The organism is Castellaniella sp. WN (assembly GCF_054457555.1).
Map to the genome: position 1 here is coordinate 2,348,475 of NZ_JBTKZC010000001.1, position 19,529 is coordinate 2,368,003.

Sequence of the window (19,529 nt, forward strand, 5' to 3'; positions counted from 1 at the left end):
GCGATGGCCGGTGCGATCGCGAGGGACGGCGCGCCCCCACCGCGCTGAATCAGGGATCCGGACGCGGCTGGTGCGCGCCGATGCTCATCAGCAGGCCGCAGGCCACGCCCAGCGTCATCAGCGCCGTGCCGCCATAACTCATGAAAGGCAGCGGCACCCCCACCACCGGCAGCACCCCGGTCACCATGCCGATGTTCACGAAGACGTAGACGAACATCATCATCGACATGGCGCCCGCCAGCAGCCGCCCGAACTGGGTAGGAGCGCGCGCGGTGATGGTCAGGCCGCGCAGCACCAGCAGTGCGTACAGGACCAGCAGCGTCACCCCGCCATACAGACCGAATTCCTCGGCGAACACGGCGAAAATGAAATCCGTGGTCCGCTCGGGGATGAAATCCAGGTGTGTCTGGGTGCCCTGCATGTAGCCCTTGCCATACAGGCCGCCCGAGCCCACGGCGATCATGGACTGGATGGTGTGGAAACCCTTGCCCAGCGGGTCCGACCCGGGATTGAGCAGCACGCAGACGCGGTATTTCTGGTAGTCGTGCAGCACCACCCAGTCCACCTCCGGCTGGCAGATCTGGTCCTCGTAGGCCACCAGCGTCCCCAGCGCCAGCGTGACGGCCAGCACCGCCGGGATCAGCAGTTTGAACGACAGACCGGCGAAATAGATCACGCAGAAGCCAGAGGCCAGCACCAGCAGCGCCGTGCCCAGGTCCGGCTGGTCGATGATGAGTCCCGCCGGCACCGCCAGCAGCACGCCAGCCACCAGGAAGTCCAGGATGCGGAAGCGGTTCGCCGACTGGCGCTGGAAATACCAGGCCAGCATCAGCGGCACGGCGATCTTCATCATTTCCGAGGGCTGGATGCGCGCGATGCCCAGGTTCAGCCAGCGGGTCGCGCCCTTGCTGGTCTCGCCGAACAGCATGACCGCCACCAGCAGCCCCACCCCAAGGACGTAGAACAGCGGCGCCGAGCGCATGATCCAGGCCGGACGCAGCAGCGCGACGGCCCACATGGCCGCGAACGCCAGCAGGAAGTTGCGCAACTGGTCGGCGAAGCGCCAGTCGGTGTTGCCCACCGCCGAATGCATGGTAGCCATGCCGACCAGGGCCATGACCACCAGCAGGACCAGCAGCGGCCAGTCCAGGACGGCGAACATGCGGCGTACCGCCTGCACGATCAGTTTCATGGGTTCTCCTCCTGGGCGCCGTCCTCGGGCGCCGAGGCATCGTCGGGCAGGGGGGCCGGCTCCGGCGCCTCTTCGTCGTCGGGCGCCGGCTGCGCGTCGGGCCGTCCCGGCGAGGCGGTCGCCGGACCCGTCTGGGCGTCCCGCGCGGCCTGCTCCGCCTGCAGGCGCGCGCTGCGCCGCGCCACGCGGGCCGGATCCAGCCAGTAATCGAACACCGTGCGGGCGATCGGCGCGGCCACCGAGGCCCCCCAGCCGCCGTTTTCCACGATCAGGGCCACCGCGATCTGCGGATCCTCGACCGGCGCGTAAGCCATGAACAGCGCATGATCGCGCAGGCGCTCGTCCACCGAGTGCGCCTTGTATTTGGCGCCGCGCAGGCTATAGACCTGGGCCGTGCCGGTCTTGCCGGCCGCCTGGTAGGCCGCGCCCTCGAAGGCGCGCCGCGCCGTGCCCTTGCGCACGACGTCCACCATGGCCTCGCGGATCACGCGCAGATTGTCCGGCTTGAGGTCGATGGTGTATTGCGACCCGACCACCGGGTAGCTGAACCGGCCGGTGAGCGGATTGATGATCCGGCGCACCAGGTGCGGCTTCATGTAGACGCCGTCGTTGGCCAGCACCGAGGTCGCCTGCGCCAGTTGCAGCAGGGTGAAGGCGTTGTAGCCCTGCCCCACGGTGACGGACACGGTCTCGCCCTGGTACCAATGCTGCTGCTCCGGCTTCTTGTAGGTCTTGCGCTTCCAGTCGCGCGAAGGCAGCACGCCGCGGCGCTCTCCGTCCAGGTCGATGCCGGTGATCCGGCCAAAGCCGAACTGGCTGGTGAAATCGTGCAGGGCATCCACGTCCATCTGGGCGCCAAGCGAAAAGAAATACGTGTCGGAGGACACGACGATCGCCCGGTGCATGTCGGTCGGCCCGTAGACCGCTCCGCCGGCGTTGCGGAATTTCTGCCCGGCCAGCTCGAAGTAGCCCGGATCGGGGACCAGCTCCCTGGCCGAGCGCAGGCCCATTTCCAGGGCGGCCAGGCCCACGAAGGGCTTGTAGGTCGAGCCGATGGGATAGGTGCCGTACAGCGGCCGGTTGATGAGCGGATGGTCCGGCGATTCGTTCAGCTTGCGCCAGTTCTCCACATCGATGCCGTCCACGAACAGGTTCGGGTCGAAGGATGGCGAAGACACGAAGGCCAGGATCTCGCCTGTATGCGGCTGGATGGCGACCAGCGCGCCGCGCCGGCCGGTGAACTGAGCTTCGGCCAATTGCTGCAGGCCGATGTCCAGGGACAGTTCCAGGTTGGAGCCGGGCACCGGATCCGTGCGGCTCAACTCGCGCACCGGGCGCCCGCCCGCCGTGACTTCGAGCTCCTCGACCCCGGTGCGGCCGTGCAGGGCCTTTTCCCAGGTCTTCTCGACGCCCTTCTTGCCAATGACCAGCGTGCCCCGGTAATTCCCGAGCTGGCCGGATTCCTCCAGCTCCTGCTGGTCCTCCTCGGAAATCCGTCCGACGAAGCCGAGCACGTGCGCGGCCGACTCGTGCATGGGGTAGGACCGCACCCAGCGGGCCTCCAGGCTGACACCGGGAAAGCGGTAGGCGTGGACGGCGAACCAGGACGCCTCGATGTCGTTCAGGTTGTTGCGCAGCAGGACCGGCGCGTAGCGGCCGCTCTGCTGGTACAAGCGCATGAACTTGCGCCGGTCACCCTCGCTCAGATAGACCAGTTCTCCCAGCCGGTCGAGCACGTCGTTGATGTCGCCCCGGACCTGGGCGCGCGTCACCATCAGAGTGTAGTCGCGCAGATTCTGCGCGAGCACCGCGCCGTTGCGGTCGGCGATCTGCCCGCGCCGGGGCGGGACGGGCACGATGGTGATGCGGTTCTGTTCGGCGCGCGCCGCCAGGGTATCGTAGCGCACGACCTGCAGATACCACAGGCGGCCGGCCAGCAGCAGCAGGCACACCAGGGCGAACAGCCCTGCCACCCAGGCACGCAGCAGCACGGTCTGCCGCTGGCGATGGCCGGTCTTGCGGAACTCGAACATGCCGGCCCTAGGGCCCCGCGCCGTCGCCGCCCAGGCGGCGCGGATGCAAGGACATGAGGATGTCGGGCAAGGGCCACAGCGCCCCGGTGAATAGCGCCGACCACAGCCATTCCCAGCCTTCCCAGGCACCGTTCAGCCAGGCGCCCAGCAGGCTGGACAGCGTGCATGCGGCCACGAACACCGGCAGGACCTGGAGGGTCTGCAGCCAGGCGCTGAAATGCCGCAACCGCTGGCTCAGCCGCAGCACGCCATAGGCAGCGAGCACGTAGCACAGGGCATGCAGACCCAGCAGGCCGGCGTCCTGGACGTCCATCAGCAGGCCGAACACGAAGGCCGTCGTCAGCCCCACCCGGGCGGGCGCGTGCAGGCACCAGTACAGGATGAGCAGGAGCAGCACGTCGGGCACCGGCTGCCAGAGCCGCCAGGGCAACAGGGAAGCCACCCATACCAGGATCAGCGACCCCCACACCAGCCAGCCGGAGGCGGCGCTCTGGAACGCGCCGGCGTCCACCGGCTGCAGATCCATCAGGGAAGAGCCCCCCGGGCGCCTATTGTTCGTCGAGGGCACGCTCGATCTCCTCGGGCCGGGGCACGTCGGCCACGTCTACGCGCAGGACCAGGAAGTGGCGATAGCGCTCGGGGTGCGACAGCGGCTCGGCGATCGCCATGGCGAAGCCGGTGCCCGGATCGCGCTCGACCCGTTCCACACGGCCGACCGACAGGCCGGCCGGGAACAGCCCGCCGATGCCGCTGGTCACCAGCGCATCGCCGGGACGCACGTCCACATTGGCCGACAAGTAGCGGACTTCGAGCTTGCCGACCTCGTTGCCGCCGAACGCGATCAGCCTCAGTCCGTTGCGCAGCACCTGGACGGGGATGGACACCTGATCGTCGATCAGCAGGGCGGCCTCGGAGGTGAAGGGCGTCACGCGCACGATCTGGCCCACGACCCCGCCCTCGTCGATCACCGGCATGCCCGGGGCGATGCCGGCGCGCGAGCCTTTGTTGAAGATCAGGCGATGGCTGAAGGCGTTGGACGGCACGTAGAAGACTTCGACCGCCACGGACTGCTGGGCGATGGACCCGGACACGTTCAACAGACGGCGCAGCTGTTCGTTTTCCGCGGCCAGCTGGGCCGCGTGTGTCGACAGCTGGGCCATCTCGATACGCTGGCGGCGCAGGGCTTCCTGTTCGTCGCGCGCCAGCGTGGCCGCCTGCGACCAGCTGTCGAAATATTCCAGCGCATCGCGCGGAGCCAGCGCGATGCGCTGGAAAGGATAGAGAACCACGGACAGGGCGCTGCGCACCGGACCCAGCACGGGCCAGTGCGCATCGGTCACGACCATCCCGAGACACAGGACCAGCAGCATGACCAGCCGGACTTCGATGCTGGGGCCGCGCTTGAAGAGTCTCAGGGTTCCCGGTTCATGCATGACGAGGAACGCCTGGCTGACGGTCAATCGTAGATGAACACCCCGCCCAGGCGCTCGAGATGTTCGAGCGCCTCGCCGCAGCCGCGCACCACGCAGGTGAGCGGGTCTTCGGCGACCACCACGGGCAGGCCGGTTTCTTCCTGGAGCAGACGATCCAGGTCGTGCAGCAGCGCGCCGCCGCCGGTCAGGGCGATGCCCTTGTCCGTGATGTCGGCGCCCAGTTCGGGCGGAGTCTGCTCCAGAGCCGTCTTCACCGCCGACACGATCTGGTTGAGCGGGTCGGTCAGGGATTCCAGGATTTCGTTGGAGGACACCGTGAAGCTGCGCGGCACGCCTTCGGACAGGTTGCGGCCCTTGACCTCGATCTCGCGGATCTCGGAGCCCGGGAAGGCCGAGCCGATTTCCTTCTTGATGAGTTCGGCCGTGGGCTCGCCGATCAGCATGCCGTAGTTGCGGCGGATGTAGTTGATGATGGCCTCGTCGAACTTGTCGCCGCCGACGCGTACCGAGCCCTTGTAGACCATGCCGCCCAGGGAGATCACGGCAACCTCGGTGGTGCCGCCGCCGATGTCCACCACCATCGAGCCGCTGGCGTCGGACACCGCCAGGCCGGCGCCGATCGCGGCGGCCATGGGCTCCTCGATCAGGTAGACCTGGCTGGCGCCCGCGCCCAGGGCCGATTCGCGGATGGCGCGGCGCTCGACCTGGGTGGAACCGCAGGGCACGCAGACGATGATGCGTGGGCTGGGGGCCAGCATGCTGCGCGGATGCACCATGCGAATGAACTGCTTGAGCATCTGCTCGGTCACGGTGAAGTCGGCGATCACGCCGTCCTTCATGGGCCGGATGGCTTCGATGTTGCCGGGGACGCGGCCCAGCATCTGCTTGGCCTCGTGGCCGACGGCCTGGATGATTTTCTTGCCATTGGGGCCGCCGTCATGGCGGATGGCGACGACCGAGGGTTCATCGAGCACGATGCCCTTGCTGCGGACATAGATCAGCGTATTCGCCGTGCCGAGGTCGATCGCCATGTCGCTGGAAAAGTAGCTGCGTAGGAATCCGAACATGGGCGCACTAATAAAATGGGGGTGTCTGGTGGATCCGCGCGAGCGTGCCGACTGATGCTGAACAAAGACCGCCAGAACGAAGGCGCAGGCCGGGCAAACCGCATGGAATCAGCAATGATAACTTATAATCCCCTACGGCTAGGCCCGGATCAGAGGGGAATGTTTTGCAAAATTCCCGCTTTTAGCCGCTCCAGTCACATCCGCACACACTCAATCCGGCCGCCCCCGGCGGCGGCCCCTCGGCACGACGACATGGCACTCACCGAACAGGACATCGCCCGGCTGGCACGGCTCTCGGGCCTGCGGCTGGACTCCAACGACCAGATCCGCGCCCGCCAGGAGCTCGACCGCATCCTGGGCCTGATCGAGGAACTGCAGGCCGTGGACACGGCCGGCGTCGAACCCATGGCCCACCCGCTGGCCGCCCACCAGGACATCGCCCTGCGCCTGTGCGACGACGCGCCCGACCCGGCGCTCACGCCCGGGCAGCGCGACGCCTGCATGGCCAACGCCCCGGCCGCCCACCAGGGCCTGTTCCTCGTGCCCACCGTCATCGAATGATGCCATGACCCAGCTTTCAGAATTCCGCAGCATCCAGGCGCTGGGCGAAGCTCTGCGCGCCCGGCGCGTCAGCGCCGCCGAGCTGGCAACCGACGCCCTGCGCGCGGCCCGCTCGTATGCCGACTCCAATGTCTTCCTGCACATCGACGACGAACTGACCCTGAAACAGGCGCGCGCCGCCGACCAGGCCATCGCCGAAGGCGTCGCCGGACCGCTGACCGGCATCCCCGTCGCCCACAAGGACCTGTTCGTGACGCGCGACTGGCGCACCACCGCCGCCAGCAAGATGCTGGCCGGCTACGTCAGCCCCTTCGACGCCGCCGTGGTCGACCGCTGGCGCGAGGCCGGCGCCGTCTCGCTGGGCAAGCTCAGCTGCGACGAGTTCGCCATGGGCTCGGGCAACGAGAATTCCGCCTTCGGCACGGTGCGCAATCCCTGGGATCCGGAACGGATCCCGGGCGGCTCGTCCGGCGGTTCCGCCGCCGCCGTGGCCGCCGGCCTGGTGCTGGGCGCCACCGGCACGGACACCGGCGGCTCGGTGCGCCAGCCCGCCGCCCTGTGCGGGGTCAGCGGCATCAAGCCCACCTACGGCACGGTCTCGCGCTACGGCATCATCGCCTACGCCTCCAGCCTGGACCAGGCCGGCCCGCTGGCGCGCAGCGCTCGCGACCTGGTACCGCTGCTGGACGCCATGAGCGGCTTCGATCCCCGCGATTCGACCAGCCTGGAAACCTGCGACGGCGCGGCCAACGCGCCCGGCCGCGTCCAGGCCGCGTTCGACGCCGCCCAGGCCGGCTTCCAGACGGGCGGCGAACGCCCGCTGGCGGGACTGCGCATCGGCGTGCCGCGCGAGTTCTTCAACGAGGGCCTGTCCGCCGAGGTCGGCGCCGCCGTGGAATCGGCCCTGCAAGTCTTCGAATCCCTGGGCGCGGTCCGCGTGGACGTGTCCCTGCCGCGCACGCGCCTGTCGATTCCGGCCTACTACGTGATCGCCCCGGCCGAGGCCTCCAGCAACCTGTCGCGCTACGACGGGGTGCGCTACGGCCACCGCGCGGCCGAATACGCCGACCTGTCCGACATGACCAGCCGGTCCCGCTCCGAGGGCTTCGGCGGCGAGGTCCGCCGCCGCATCCTGGTGGGCGCCTACGTGCTGTCGCACGGCTACTACGACGCCTACTACCTGCAGGCCCAGCGCGTGCGGCGCATGATCGCCGAAGATTTCCAGCGCGCGCTGTACGGCGGATGCGACGTGATCATGGGACCGGTCACCCCCGCCGTGGCCCGTCGCATCGGCGACAACCGCCAGGACCCGATCGCCGACTGGCTGGGCGACATCTACACGCTGGGCGTCAGCCTGGCGGGCCTGCCGGGCATGTCCATCCCCTGCGGCTTCGGCGGCGAATCGGGCCGCCTGCCCATCGGACTGCAGCTCATCGGCCGCTATTTCGACGAAGGCCGCCTGCTGGCCCTGGCCGACCGCTACCAGCAGGCCACCGACTGGCACCAACGCATTCCGGGACACGCATAATGGATTGGGAAATCGTCATCGGGCTGGAAACCCACGCCCAGCTCTCCACGCGGTCGAAAATATTTTCCCGCAGCAGCACGCGTTTCGGCGCCGAGCCCAACACCCAGGCCAATGCCGTGGACATGGCCCTGCCCGGCTCGCTGCCGGCCATGAACCGGGGCGCGGTGGAACGCGCGATCCGGTTCGGCCTGGCCGTGGGCGCCCGGGTGGCCGAACGCTCGGTGTTCGCGCGCAAAAACTATTTCTATCCGGACCTGCCGAAGAACTACCAGATCAGCCAGTTCGAGCTGCCGATCGTGGTGGGCGGAAAGCTGTCCTTCTTCGTGGGCGAACAGGAATACACGGTGAACCTGACGCGCGCCCACCTGGAAGAGGACGCGGGCAAGTCGCTGCACGAGCACTTCACGGGACCGCACGGGGAATCATCCAGCGGCATCGACCTGAACCGCGCCGGCACGCCGCTGCTGGAAATCGTGACGGAACCTGAAATGCGCTCGGCCGCCGAGGCCGTGGCCTACGCCCGCACGCTGCACGGGCTGGTGGTGTGGCTGGGCATCTGCGACGGCAACATGCAGGAAGGCTCGTTCCGCTGCGACGCCAATGTGTCGGTGCGCCCGCGCGGCCAGGCCGAATTCGGCACGCGCTGCGAGATCAAGAACCTGAATTCCTTCCGCTTCCTGGAACGCGCGATCCAATACGAGGCGCGCCGCCAGATCGAGCTGATCGAGGACGGCGGCAAGGTGGTGCAGGAAACGCGCCTGTACGACGCCGACCGCGACGAAACCCGCAGCATGCGCACGAAGGAAGACTCCGACGATTACCGTTATTTTCCCGATCCCGATCTGCCGCCGCTGGTGGTGGCGCCGGAATGGGTCGAACAGGTGCGCCAGGCGATGCCGGAACTGCCGGCGGCCAAGCGCGCGCGCTTCGAGGCCGACCTGGGCCTGTCGGCCTACGACGCGGCCCAGCTGACGCTGCACCGCGCGACGGCGGATTATTTCGAGGCCGCGGCGGCGGCCCTGCCGGTCGGTCAGGCGAAGCAGGCCGCGAACTGGATCCTGGGGGAATTGTCGGCGGCGCTGAACCGCGACGATCTGGACATCGGCGCGTCGCCGGTGTCTCCGCAGCGTCTGGCGGCGCTGATCGCCCGGATCGTGGACGGGACGGTCTCGACGAAAATCGCGCGCGATGTGTTCGCGGCGATGTGGGCGGGGGAATCGGGCGGCGATCCGGACGCGATCATCGAGTCGCGCGGGCTGCGCCAGATCAGCGACACGGGTGCGATCGAGGCGATGATCGACGCGGTGCTGGCGGCGAATCCGGCGATCGTGGAGGAGTACCGGGCGGGCAAGCAAAAGGCGTTCAATTCGCTGGTGGGCCAGGTGATGAAGGCGGCCAAGGGCAAGGCGAATCCGCAGCAGGTGAATGATGTGCTGAAGCGGAAGCTGGATTCGTAATCGGTCTTGGCTGGGGCTGTTATCTCGGCCGGCGTGCGCCCCGTGTAGATCTCGGCCGGTGCGTGCCCCCGCGCCAACGCGAACTCACACTCCGTATTTGCCCCGGTACGCCGACACGGCGTCGCGGTGCTTGGCCAGGGTGGCGTCGTTTTCCAGCAGCGCCATGATGTCGGCCAGCGAGGCGATGCTGATCACGGGGATGCCGTAGGCCCGCTCCACTTCCTGGACGGCCGAGCCTTCGGACAGCGCACCGTCCGCGCCGGCGCGTTCCATGCGGTCCAGGGCGATCAGCACGGCGGCGGGCTGCGCGCCGGCGGCGCGGATCATGGCGACGGATTCGCGCACGGACGTGCCCGCCGTGATCACGTCATCGATGATCACCACGCGGCCCTTCAACGGCGCGCCGACCAGCATGCCGCCTTCGCCGTGGTCCTTGGCTTCCTTGCGGTTGAAGGCGAACGGCACCGGGCGGTCGGCGCGCGCGAGGTGGTTGGACAGGGCGATCGCGGCGGTGGTGGCCAGAGGGATGCCCTTGTACGCGGGGCCGAACAGCATGTCGAAGTCCAGCCCGGAATCGGCCAGCGCCTGGGCGTAGAACTGGCCCAGGCGGCCGACGCTGGCGCCGTCGTTGAACAGGCCCGCATTGAAGAAATACGGGCTCCGGCGGCCGGATTTCATCGTGAAGTCCCCGAAATTCAGGACGCCCTGTTCCAGGGCGAAACGGACGAAGGCTTGAGCGCGGGAACCGGGCATGGCGAATGATCTCTGTGCGGGAAAGGCGACATTATCGGATATTTGAGCGGGACGGTCGCGTGTCCAGGCGCGAGGACCGGGCCCATCCAGCCATTGAAAGCGATGGCGGCGGGAACGCAATGGAGCGCGGCCCAGCGCACGGCTATGATGTGTTTTCCACGATCCCGGCCCGACGAGGCACCCCATGCGCCAACCCGTCTATTTCCTGTCCCACGGCGGAGGCCCCTGGCCCTGGATGCCCGAGGCGCGTGACGCCTACGCGCCCCTGACCGCCGCGCTGCGGGCGATTCCCGCCGCCCTGCCCCAACGGCCCGAGGCCATCCTGATGGTCTCGGCGCACTGGATCACCCGGGGCGGCGTACTGCTGGGCAGCCACCCGCAGCCGGGCATGCTGTACGACTACTATGGCTTCCCCAACCATACCTATGAAATCCGTTACCCCGCCCCCGGATCGCCGGACCTGGCCGCGCGCGCGGCGGATCTGCTGCGGACCGGCGGCATCCCCGTGGATTTCGACGCGCAGCGCGGCTTCGATCATGGCGCCTTCGTACCCGCCCACGTGATGTTCCCGAAGGCGGACATCCCCATGGTCCAGTTGTCGATCGAACGCGGGTTCGATCCGGACTGGCACCGCCGGCTGGGCGCCGCCCTGGCGCCGCTGCGTGACGAGAACGTCCTGATCGTCGGCAGCGGGCTCAGCTATCACAACCTGCGTTTGTTCGGCCCGGCGGGCCGCGAGCCTTCCGCCCAATTCGACGCCTGGCTCCAAGAAGCGTTGGCGCCCGCCACGACGGCGGCGCGCCACGAACGGCTGCGGGCCTGGGAAGAGGCCCCCGCCGCCCGGATCGCCCACCCCATGGAGGACCACCTGGTTCCCCTGTTCGTCGCCAATGGCGCGTCGGGGGATCGCCCCGCCAGCCTCTGCCACCACGAAACCGAGGCGGCGGGCGGGCTGACCGTATCCAGCTTCCGCTTCGATTGAAGCGCAAGCCGGCGGTCACGCGTCCGTGCGCACCGGGCGAACGTCATCCCCCTGCATCCTGGGTTAAAGTTCAGGCTTGCAACGATCACCGGATACCCACGTGCTGCGCATCACTTCCCTGAACGTCAACGGCATCCGCTCGGCCTTCCGCAAAGGGCTGGCCGACTGGCTGGCCGACGCCCGTCCCGACATCGTCTGCCTGCAGGAAATCAAAATCCAGGACGATGATCTGGCCGACGACCTGCGCCATCCGGACGGCCTGACCGGTCATTTCCACCACGCCGAGAAAAAAGGCTATAGCGGCGTGGGGCTCTACCTGCGCCAACCGGCCGACGCCATCACGGAGGGCATGGGCTGCCCCGAGTTCGATGCCGAAGGCCGCATCCTGCGCGCCGACTGGCCCGGCCTGACCGTCATCAGCGCCTACCTGCCGTCAGGATCCAGCGGCGACGAACGCCAGACGGCCAAATACCGCTTCCTGGATCATTTCGAGACCTGGATGGACGGACTGATGCGGGAACACCGCGACACCGGCCGCGAATTCGTCATCTGCGGCGACTGGAACATCGCCCACAAAGAAATCGACCTGAAAAACTGGAAGGGCAATCTGAAAAACAGCGGCTTCCTGCCCGAGGAACGCGCCTGGCTGAGCAAGGTCTTCGACGAGCACGGCTGGGTGGACGTCTACCGCCGCCTGCACCCGGACGCCACCGGCGAGGCCTACACCTGGTGGAGCAACCGCGGCCAGGCCTGGGCCAAGAACGTCGGCTGGCGCATCGACTACCACATCGCCACCCCCGGCATCGCCGCGCGTGCGCGAGCCGCGTCGATCCATCGGGAACCGAGGTTCAGCGACCACGCCCCGCTGACCATCGATTACGATTGGTCGTGAGCACCGGGGCGACCTCGGGCGTACAAACCTGAACTCCCGGCATGCGAACCTGAACCCAGGGGACATGCAAACCTAAAGAACGTACAATCGGTGTCGTAAAAGAGGCCCTCAGTCCGCTTTTTGCCGCCAGGCCTCATCGCGTGAAGGCCGCAACCCCCACAGGAGCCCGCCATGTCCGATTCCGTCGAAAGCACCGTCGCCGCGGCCACCGGCCTGCAAAACTGGGCCATGATGCAGGAAAAAGACAACCTGCTGCTGCGCAAGGTCCTGGACGGCCAGGCCAACACCATCCTCAGCCTGGTCAACTCAGTGCCCTCCGCCCCGCAGCTGGCGAACGGCGGCATGGTCGGCACGCTGCTGCATGTGACTGCCTGACGCACCGCTTTTCTCCGTGGATTGGGGCCTGGGTTTCCAGGCCTTTTTTCGTTGGCGCTCGAAGCAACTGCACACGAACGGCTGCTTACGACCCAAACCGGAAGCTGCCAGTGGTGAAAGGCTGACGGTCAGGAATTGGGCTCAGCGGATTGATGGCGATTGACAGCATCTTCGATAGAAGGAATCGGTTCGCCATAATAATCTCGAATTAGGTCTTCACGGAAAGCGCGAATGCCCACGAACTGAGCATCAGGAGTTGCCCCCGGCGGAATAAAACAAATGATGGCGCCGGCGTTCATTTTCTTTTCATACAGTTCAAGGGTGACAAGAAATGCCCTCAGTGCAAAGCGGGGCAGGCCTCGAATGGACCATTGGCTCGGATTAAGACTGGCTTCCCTGAATATTCGTTCGGCATGTTGCCTGGAAAAGGTGAGTGGGATTAGGCGTTCTTTGAATCCAGGAAAGGTCGTTCCGTAGTGCGATCCCGTAACTTTTCCATCCCGGGTTTCCATGATTATCCAGAATGGCTCACCGACATAGCCTTCGCCTGGCAGCGCAACTGTTTCAAGGCGTTCGGCCAGAAGTCTGTTGAAGGAAGGCAAATCATCAAAGCAAAGCGGAAGAATATCGTTGAATTTTGCGAAGCCTTCAGCCCCGCTTTGGTATCCATTTCTTGAAACCACCACCCCGGTAACATTTCCAATATCTCGCAGCTTAGATTCGAATTCCTGGATCTGGCCTTTTGATACCGGCGTGGCCCAATCCTTGCACTCAATGGCAACTCGGTGACGGATGCCGGCCTTTGTGAATTCATAGTACACATCGATTTCATGTTGTTGGCCTGATTTACCGGTCATAAAGACAGGGTTGCCAACCATGACACCTTCGTCTCGCATGTTGAGAAGAAAGCTATAAACACGCTGGACGTCTTTTTCAAGAGATGAGCCTGGTTTCATATCCATGCATCGCGGGTGATTATTGAATGAACCTGTTCGATTCAAATATGGATTTGTATGCGTCAACCTATTATGAACAGTCCCCGCCAGACAAGAGGCCGGCAAGGCCGCCTTCATATAACAACGTCAACAATATGGAGCAAAGATTCCGACCGGGACGTCCGCTAGCGGGGCCAAACATCAACGGCCGGTTGAATCCACAGCCGATAGCAGCCAATAACCTTCAACCCAGCACGTCGCGTCTCGCACCGCCACTGGCCACATCCACCGCAAGTGCGCATCCTCAACAACAACTCTCAGCCAGTCACGATACACTGAATCGAACGATTGAATATAAGGAAACCCATGACCCAGCTCCCCAACTGCCCTCAGTGCAACTCCGAATACACCTACGAAGACGGCGACCACTTCGTCTGCCCTGAGTGCGCCCACGAATGGTCCCAGGCGGCCGCGGCGGATGCCGAGCAGGCGCGCGTCGTCCACGATGCGCACGGAAACGTGCTGCAGGACGGCGACACGGTGGTGGTGATCAAGGATCTGAAGGTGAAGGGTTCGTCCTCGGTGGTGAAGGTCGGCACCAAGGTCAAGAACATCCGCCTGGCGGATGGCGATCACGACATCGACTGCAAGATCGACGGCTTCGGTGCGATGGGGTTGAAGTCGGAATTCGTCAAGAAGGCCTGAGCAGGACAGACCTGTTCCCCACAGATCAAGCCCTCAACTGCCACTTATTCACCACCGCCAGCTCGACGCTCTTGCGCCCCGACGGGGCCTGTTGGAGGGACGGGTAGCCGTCAGGCCGAGGGCGCACGACCTGCGCCCGAGCCGTCCCGACCTGGCCCCGGCGGGGTGCGAGGGCGGCGGGCGGGTCAAGAACTCAAACCACAAACGCAAACAGGGGCCATCAATAGCCCCTGATCACCAGAAAAACGCAGGCTGGAAATTGCCAGCTAAAAGCCCGAATCAAGCAGCCGCACGCCGGCGCCCGGAATCCTTCCCCCGCTCCTGCCCCAACCGCAAATAATGCTGCGCCAGCACTGCGCACACCATCAGCTGGATCTGGTGGAAGATCATCAGCGGCAGCAGCACCGGCCCGATGGCCCCCGCGCTGAACAGCACCCCCGCCATCGGCACGCCCGTGGCCATGCTCTTCTTCGAACCGCAGAACACGATCGTGATCTCGTCCGCCCGATTGAACCCCAGGCGGCGTGCCGACCACGTGTTCAGCACCAGCACCAGCGCCAGCAGCACGCAGCACACCACCACCAGCCAGGCCAGCGAAGCCGGGTCCACCGTCTGCCACAGCCCGCCGATCACCGACTCGCTGAATGCCGTGTAGACCACCAGCAGGATCGAGCTTTGATCGACGCTGGTGACCAGCTTGCGATGGCCATCCATCCAGCGGCCGATCACCGGACGCATCAGGTGGCCGGCGACGAACGGCAGGAAGATCTGCACACTGATGCGGCCGATCGCCTGCAGCAGCGAACTGCCGCCCAGGGCGGACGTGTCCGCGCCCAGCAGCCATTGCAGGAGCAAGGGGGTGATGACGATGCCGACGATGCTGGACGCCGAGGCAGCGCAGACCGCCGCGGGCACGTTGCCGCGCGCGATCGAAGTAAAGGCAATGGCCGACTGGACCGTGCCGGGCAGCACCGTCAGGTAGACGATGCCCACGTAAAGCGGTTCGCCCAGCAACGGCAGAAGAACCGGCCGGAACACCCACCCCAGGATGGGGAAAATCACGAATGTCCAGGTGAAGATCACCCCATGCAGCCGCCAGTGCGTGGCGCCTGCGATGATGGCCTCGCGGGAAAGCTTGGCCCCATGCAGGAAGAACAGCAACGCAATGGCCGCGGCCGTGAGCCGCTCGAAGAACACCGCGCCCTGACCGTGGGCTGGCAAGACCGTGGCGGCCGTGACGACCGCGATCAGGATCAGGGTGAAACGATCGAACAGCAGACGTAATTTCGACATCATGGAAATGGGCGCTCCGGCGGTCCGGGGCTCTCGAAGAGAAGGTTAAACTGGGAGGAAAGCCATGTTTGGCGGTAAACAGCTATGAAATATTCGCGAAAAGACACCCCAGGCCTCGCTGGAACCGCCCGGTCCGGCGACGGTCCCGCGAACGCCGCCCTCCAAGGGCCGGCGCAACCACGGCGCGGCGGCCTGCGCCGCCTGCCCCGCCCCGTCTACGGCCACATCGACAGCCAGTCGAACATCCTGATCCCACGGCGCCACAAGCACACCTGGGCGCAGCTGTCCTACGCCACCCAGGGATACCTGCAGGTCTGGACGCCGGACGCCCGCTTCGTCGCCCTGGCGCAGCGCGCGGTCTGGATTCCGGCCGGGGTGACGCACCAGGTGCGGCAATCGCCCCACACCGTCATCCGCAGCCTGTACCTGGACGCCGACGCACTGGGACTGGACTGGCCCGCCTGCCGGGTGCTGGCCGTCAGCCCCCTGCTGCACGAACTGATCCGGCGCTTCAGCACCCTGCCCATCGAATACGACGCCGACGGCCCGGAAGGCCGCCTGGCCCGGGTGCTGGCCGACCAGTTGGCCGTCTGCCCGGACGCCGGGCTGATCCTGCCCTGGCCCACCGACCCGCGCCTGCAATCCGTGTGCCGCCAGTTGCAGAGCCATCCCGACAGCGCCCCGGACCTGGGCGCATTCAGCCGCCGCCTGGGGGTATCGGACAAGACCCTGACGCGCCTGTTCCAGCGACAGACAGGGCTGGGGTTCCGGCTGTGGCGCCAGCGCGCCCGGCTGGTGCATGCCCTGCCGCTGCTGGAACGCGGCGACCGTATCACCGACGTGGCCCTGGCCTGCGGCTACGACAGCCTGTCATCCTTCATCGCGACCTTCCGGGCGCATACCGGCGTCACGCCCCGGGCGTTCGCCGCGGGGGCTCGTGAAGACGATCAGCCGGTCCCCCGCTAAGCAGCCGGGACGCGGCAGTCCGGCGAGACGACCGGGGCGAAAAACGGCCCCTCAGGCCGGCGCATCCAGTTCCCGCACCCGCTCGCGCATCCACCACAGCAGGCCCAGTCCAGGCAGGGCGATCGCCACGGTCAGAACGAAGAAGACCGGCCAGCCGAACGCGGCGACCAGCACCGGCGTCAGCGGCCCGGCCAGATAGGTACGGCCCACGGCCGACAGCGCCGACAGCAGCGCGAACTGCGTCGCGGAAAACTTCGCCTGGCACAGGGCCATCAGCAACGCCACGAAGGCCGCCGTACCCAGGCCGCCGCACAGGTTCTCCACCGCTACGACCAGGGCCATGGAATACAGGTGCGGCGGGGTGACGGCCAGCATCCAGTAGCCCAGGTTCGAGACCGCCTGCAGCAGGCCGAAGGCCATCAGGGCGCGGTACAGGCCCAGACGCGTCATCAACGCGCCGCCGGCCAGCGCGCCGACGATGGTGGCGGCCAGGCCGAAGATCTTGTTGACCATGCCGACCTCGGTGACGTCAAAGCCGGCTCCCCGGATCAGGAAGGTGGTGGACAGCGCGCCCGCGAACGCGTCGCCCAGCTTGTACAGCACGATGAGCAGCAGGATGGCCCAGGCCTCCCGGCGACCGAAGAACTCCTTCAGCGGCTCGGCCACGGCCTCGCGCAGGGTGCGCGGCGGCCGCGCGGCGCTCTCCGGCTCCGGCGCCCGCAGGGTCGCCAGGGACGCCAGCGCCATCAGCCCGCCCATCAGCATGTACATGGCACCCCAGCCCAGCCATTGGTCGGCCAGGATCAGGGCCAGCCCGCCGGACACCACCATCGCCAGCCGATAGCCCATGACCTTCAGCGCCGCACCCGCGGCGCGCTCGTCCTGGCGCAGCACATCGGTGCTATAGGCATCGAAGGCGATGTCCTGGGTAGCGGACAGGAAAGCCACCCAGACCGCCAGCAGGGCCAGCGTTTTCAGTTCCGACCCCGGATCGAACAGGCCCATGGCGGCGATCGAGGCCGCCAGCAGCCACTGCGTGAGGAAGACCCAGCCGCGCCACCGCCCCAGCCAGGGGGGCGCGTAGCGGTCCACCAGCGGAGCCCAGAGGAATTTCAGCGTATAAGCCGTGCCCGCCAGCGTCAGGAAGCCGATGCTCTGCAGCGAGACCTGCGCCACCGTGGCCCAGGCCTGCAGCGTGCCGGACGTCAGCGCCAGCGGCAACCCGCTGGCGAAGCCCAGAACCAGTAACGGAGCCACGCGCCGGCCGCCGTAGACCCGCCAGCCCCGCACCGTATTCCCGGAGCCGGCCGCGTCGGGGTCGGCGCCCCGCGCCTGCGTCATGCGCGCCCGCTCCCGGGCGATTCGAAGCGGTAGACCGCCAACTGGCTGCGCCAGCCGCGCAGCCAATGGATTTCCTGGTCGCCCCGGAACGTCGCCAAGTGCGTCACCCGCAGTCCCAGCTGCGCCGCCAGGTCCTGGAAATCCCGCAGGGTGCACAGGTGGATGTTGGGCGTGTCGTACCACTGGTAGGGCATCTGGTCGTTGACCGGCATGCGCCCGCGCAGGATCGACCAGCCATGCGGCCAGTAGCCGAAGTTCGGAAAGGACACGATGCCGTATCGGGCCACCCGCGCCATTTCCCGCAGGATGTGTTCCGTATGGTGCATGGACTGCAGTGTCTGGGACAGCACCACCGTGTCGAACTGCTTGTCGTCGAACAGCGCCAGGCCTTCTTCCAGGTTCTGCTGGATCACGCGCACCCCGCGCCGCACCGCCGCGATCATGCGCTCATCGTCCAGTTCGACCCCCGCCCCGCGCACCCGGCGAGTCCGCTGCAGGTAGTCCAGCAGCCGGCCATCGCCGCAGCCCAGGTCCAGCACCCGGCTGCCCGGTTCGATCCATTCGGCGATCCGCAGCAGGTCGATCCGCAGCGGCTGGTCCTTCCCCGCCACATCCTGCGTGGCCCGCGCCGGCACCGAAGCCTGCACCGCCGTCATGCCAGCACTCCCGTGACGCGGCGGCGTTCACCCAGGCCCAGGCGGGCGGCAATGCCGTCGTAATAGCCCTGCACCACCGCATGATAGCGCCGGTCGCCCAGCAGAAAGGCGTCGTGGCCGTGGGGCGCGTCGATCTCGGCGTAAGTGACTTCGCGCTGGTTCTTCAGCAGCGCGCGGACGATCTCGCGCGAATGTTCGGGCGCGAAGCGCCAGTCGGTGGTGAAGGACACCAGCAGGAAACGGGCCTGCGCCGCCGCCAGCGCGCGGGCCAGATCGCCGCCGTGCGCACGCGCCGGATCGAAATAATCCAGGGCGCGGGTCAGCAGCAGATAGGTGTTGGCGTCGAAATAGCGGGAGAATTTCTCCCCCTGGTGGCGCAGGTAGGATTCGACCTCGAATTCGACATCGTAGTTGTAGCGGTAGTCGCCCGACGGCCCGGGCGCGCGCTGCGCGCGCCCGAACTTCGAGGCCATGACCTCGTCGGACTGGTAGGTGATGTGGCCCACCATGCGCGCCACCGACAGGCCGTTGGCCGGCACCACGCCGTGGGCGTGGTAATCCCCGCCGCGGAAATCCGGGTCGGTCAGAATGGCGCGACGGGCGACTTCGTTGAAGGCGATGTTTTGCGCCGACAGGCGCGCCGTGCTGGCGATCACGATGCAGTCGCCCACCCGCTCCGGGCAGGCGATCGCCCAACTGAGGGCCTGCATGCCGCCCAGCGATCCGCCCATCACGGCGGCAAAGCGTTCAATGCCGAAGTGATCGGCCACGCGCGCCTGGGCATGCACCCAGTCTTCGACCGTCAGCAGCGGGAACGACGCCCCCCAGGGGCGGCCGGTGGCGGGATTGATCGTGGCCGGCCCCGTGGAGCCGAAGCACGAACCCAGGTTGTTGATGCCGATGACGAAAAACCGGTCGGTGTCCACGGCCTTGCCGGGACCGACCATATTGTCCCACCAGCCGACCTGGTCCGGCCGCTCGGCGTCCATGCCGGCCACGTGATGCGAAGCGTTCAGGGCATGGCAGACCAGCACCGCATTGCTGCGCGCGGCATTGAGCTGGCCGTAGGTTTCCACCGCCAGGGTGTAGGACGGCAGCACCTGGCCGCTGGACAGCGTCAAGGGTTCGGAAAAGTGCAGGAATTCCGGGGAGACGAATCCGACGCTGCCTTCCGGCACGGCGCGTGGATCGATGGCGGGAGCGTCCGGCGCAAGGGCGGGCGCGGAGGAAACGGCGGTCGTGGTCATGGGACCTCTTTAGCTGGATTTATGGAGCGCCCGCAAGCGGATCAGGCAAATCGGCGCCAATTCGTGTTTCATTCTAGCACCGCGGCCTGTCACGCTGGCAAGCCCGGCTCATC

19 protein-coding genes and 1 riboswitch are annotated in these 19,529 nt (G+C 66.8%); of the genes, 8 read left to right on the forward strand and 11 right to left on the reverse strand.

Features of this window, described 5'->3' with window-relative positions; genetic code table 11:
• Window positions 1–49 precede the first annotated feature (49 nt).
• From rodA to ACTPOE_RS11075, 5 genes are read right to left on the reverse strand one after another with little or no spacing between them, the layout of a single operon-like run.
• Complete coding sequence (gene rodA, locus ACTPOE_RS11055) at window positions 50–1,192, reverse strand: rod shape-determining protein RodA (RefSeq protein ID WP_458872240.1); 1,143 nt, start codon at window positions 1,190–1,192, stop codon at window positions 50–52.
• A complete protein-coding gene (gene mrdA, locus ACTPOE_RS11060) occupies window positions 1,189–3,225 on the reverse strand; it encodes a penicillin-binding protein 2 (RefSeq protein ID WP_458872241.1) in 2,037 nt (678 codons plus the stop codon). The genes rodA and mrdA overlap by 4 nt, the downstream gene beginning before the upstream one ends.
• Window positions 3,226–3,232: 7 nt before the next feature.
• Window positions 3,233–3,793: a rod shape-determining protein MreD gene (gene mreD, locus ACTPOE_RS11065; protein WP_458872242.1), complete on the reverse strand. Its 561-nt coding sequence runs from the start codon at window positions 3,791–3,793 to the stop codon at window positions 3,233–3,235.
• Complete coding sequence (gene mreC, locus ACTPOE_RS11070; protein ID WP_458872243.1) at window positions 3,774–4,658, reverse strand: rod shape-determining protein MreC; 885 nt, start codon at window positions 4,656–4,658, stop codon at window positions 3,774–3,776. The genes mreD and mreC overlap by 20 nt, the downstream gene beginning before the upstream one ends.
• 23 nt (window positions 4,659–4,681) lie before the next feature.
• Complete coding sequence (locus tag ACTPOE_RS11075; RefSeq protein ID WP_043685149.1) at window positions 4,682–5,725, reverse strand: rod shape-determining protein; 1,044 nt, start codon at window positions 5,723–5,725, stop codon at window positions 4,682–4,684.
• Between the two features lie 252 nt (window positions 5,726–5,977).
• Here ACTPOE_RS11075 and gatC point away from each other — a divergent pair, with 252 nt between their 5' ends.
• From gatC to gatB, 3 genes are read left to right on the forward strand one after another with little or no spacing between them, the layout of a single operon-like run.
• Window positions 5,978–6,286, forward strand: a complete 309-nt coding sequence (gene gatC / locus ACTPOE_RS11080) for an Asp-tRNA(Asn)/Glu-tRNA(Gln) amidotransferase subunit GatC (RefSeq protein WP_458872244.1) — start codon at window positions 5,978–5,980, stop codon at window positions 6,284–6,286.
• Window positions 6,287–6,290: 4 nt separating this feature from the next.
• On the forward strand, window positions 6,291–7,814 hold the full coding sequence (gene gatA / locus ACTPOE_RS11085) for an Asp-tRNA(Asn)/Glu-tRNA(Gln) amidotransferase subunit GatA (RefSeq protein ID WP_458872245.1): 1,524 nt from the start codon (window positions 6,291–6,293) through the stop codon (window positions 7,812–7,814).
• Window positions 7,814–9,271, forward strand: coding sequence for an Asp-tRNA(Asn)/Glu-tRNA(Gln) amidotransferase subunit GatB (gene gatB, locus ACTPOE_RS11090; RefSeq protein ID WP_458872246.1), 1,458 nt, complete (start codon window positions 7,814–7,816; stop codon window positions 9,269–9,271). The genes gatA and gatB overlap by 1 nt, the downstream gene beginning before the upstream one ends.
• Before the next feature lie 84 nt (window positions 9,272–9,355).
• Here gatB and pyrE read toward each other — a convergent pair whose 3' ends face one another.
• Window positions 9,356–10,024, reverse strand: a complete 669-nt coding sequence (gene pyrE / locus ACTPOE_RS11095; RefSeq protein ID WP_458872247.1) for an orotate phosphoribosyltransferase — start codon at window positions 10,022–10,024, stop codon at window positions 9,356–9,358.
• 184 nt (window positions 10,025–10,208) lie between these two features.
• Between pyrE and ACTPOE_RS11100 the strand changes: the two genes are divergently transcribed.
• The 3 genes from ACTPOE_RS11100 (at window position 10,209) to ACTPOE_RS11110 (ending at window position 12,273) form a co-directional block, all read left to right on the forward strand.
• Window positions 10,209–11,006 (forward strand): DODA-type extradiol aromatic ring-opening family dioxygenase, encoded by a 798-nt coding sequence (locus ACTPOE_RS11100; RefSeq protein WP_458872248.1) that lies wholly within the window; start codon window positions 10,209–10,211, stop codon window positions 11,004–11,006.
• A 100-nt stretch (window positions 11,007–11,106) separates the two neighbouring features.
• Window positions 11,107–11,898 carry an exodeoxyribonuclease III gene (locus tag ACTPOE_RS11105; protein WP_458872249.1) on the forward strand — a complete coding sequence of 264 codons (792 nt, stop codon included), beginning with the start codon at window positions 11,107–11,109 and terminating at the stop codon, window positions 11,896–11,898.
• A 171-nt stretch (window positions 11,899–12,069) separates the two neighbouring features.
• A complete protein-coding gene (locus tag ACTPOE_RS11110) occupies window positions 12,070–12,273 on the forward strand; it encodes a hypothetical protein (protein WP_458872250.1) in 204 nt (67 codons plus the stop codon).
• A 128-nt stretch (window positions 12,274–12,401) separates the two neighbouring features.
• Here the strand turns inward: ACTPOE_RS11110 and ACTPOE_RS11115 are convergent, their stop codons facing one another.
• Window positions 12,402–13,235, reverse strand: a complete 834-nt coding sequence (locus tag ACTPOE_RS11115) for a restriction endonuclease (protein ID WP_458872251.1) — start codon at window positions 13,233–13,235, stop codon at window positions 12,402–12,404.
• Between the two features lie 339 nt (window positions 13,236–13,574).
• Here ACTPOE_RS11115 and ACTPOE_RS11120 point away from each other — a divergent pair, with 339 nt between their 5' ends.
• On the forward strand, window positions 13,575–13,913 hold the full coding sequence (locus ACTPOE_RS11120) for a zinc ribbon domain-containing protein YjdM (protein WP_458872252.1): 339 nt from the start codon (window positions 13,575–13,577) through the stop codon (window positions 13,911–13,913).
• A gap of 279 nt (window positions 13,914–14,192) precedes the next feature.
• Here the strand turns inward: ACTPOE_RS11120 and ACTPOE_RS11125 are convergent, their stop codons facing one another.
• A complete protein-coding gene (locus ACTPOE_RS11125) occupies window positions 14,193–15,206 on the reverse strand; it encodes a bile acid:sodium symporter family protein (protein ID WP_458872812.1) in 1,014 nt (337 codons plus the stop codon).
• Window positions 15,207–15,290: 84 nt separating this feature from the next.
• Between ACTPOE_RS11125 and ACTPOE_RS11130 the strand changes: the two genes are divergently transcribed.
• Window positions 15,291–16,172: an AraC family transcriptional regulator gene (locus ACTPOE_RS11130; protein ID WP_458872253.1), complete on the forward strand. Its 882-nt coding sequence runs from the start codon at window positions 15,291–15,293 to the stop codon at window positions 16,170–16,172.
• Between the two features lie 51 nt (window positions 16,173–16,223).
• Here the strand turns inward: ACTPOE_RS11130 and ACTPOE_RS11135 are convergent, their stop codons facing one another.
• The 3 genes from ACTPOE_RS11135 to metX form a co-directional block, all read right to left on the reverse strand.
• Window positions 16,224–17,513, reverse strand: a complete 1,290-nt coding sequence (locus ACTPOE_RS11135) for a muropeptide transporter (protein WP_458872254.1) — start codon at window positions 17,511–17,513, stop codon at window positions 16,224–16,226.
• A complete protein-coding gene (gene metW / locus ACTPOE_RS11140) occupies window positions 17,510–18,169 on the reverse strand; it encodes a methionine biosynthesis protein MetW (protein ID WP_458872255.1) in 660 nt (219 codons plus the stop codon). Before metW ends, ACTPOE_RS11135 begins: the two co-directional genes overlap by 4 nt.
• Complete coding sequence (metX, locus tag ACTPOE_RS11145; protein ID WP_458872256.1) at window positions 18,166–19,416, reverse strand: homoserine O-succinyltransferase MetX; 1,251 nt, start codon at window positions 19,414–19,416, stop codon at window positions 18,166–18,168. The genes metW and metX overlap by 4 nt, the downstream gene beginning before the upstream one ends.
• Window positions 19,405–19,483: riboswitch (SAM riboswitch) on the reverse strand. It overlaps the preceding gene by 12 nt.
• Window positions 19,484–19,529 lie beyond the last annotated feature (46 nt).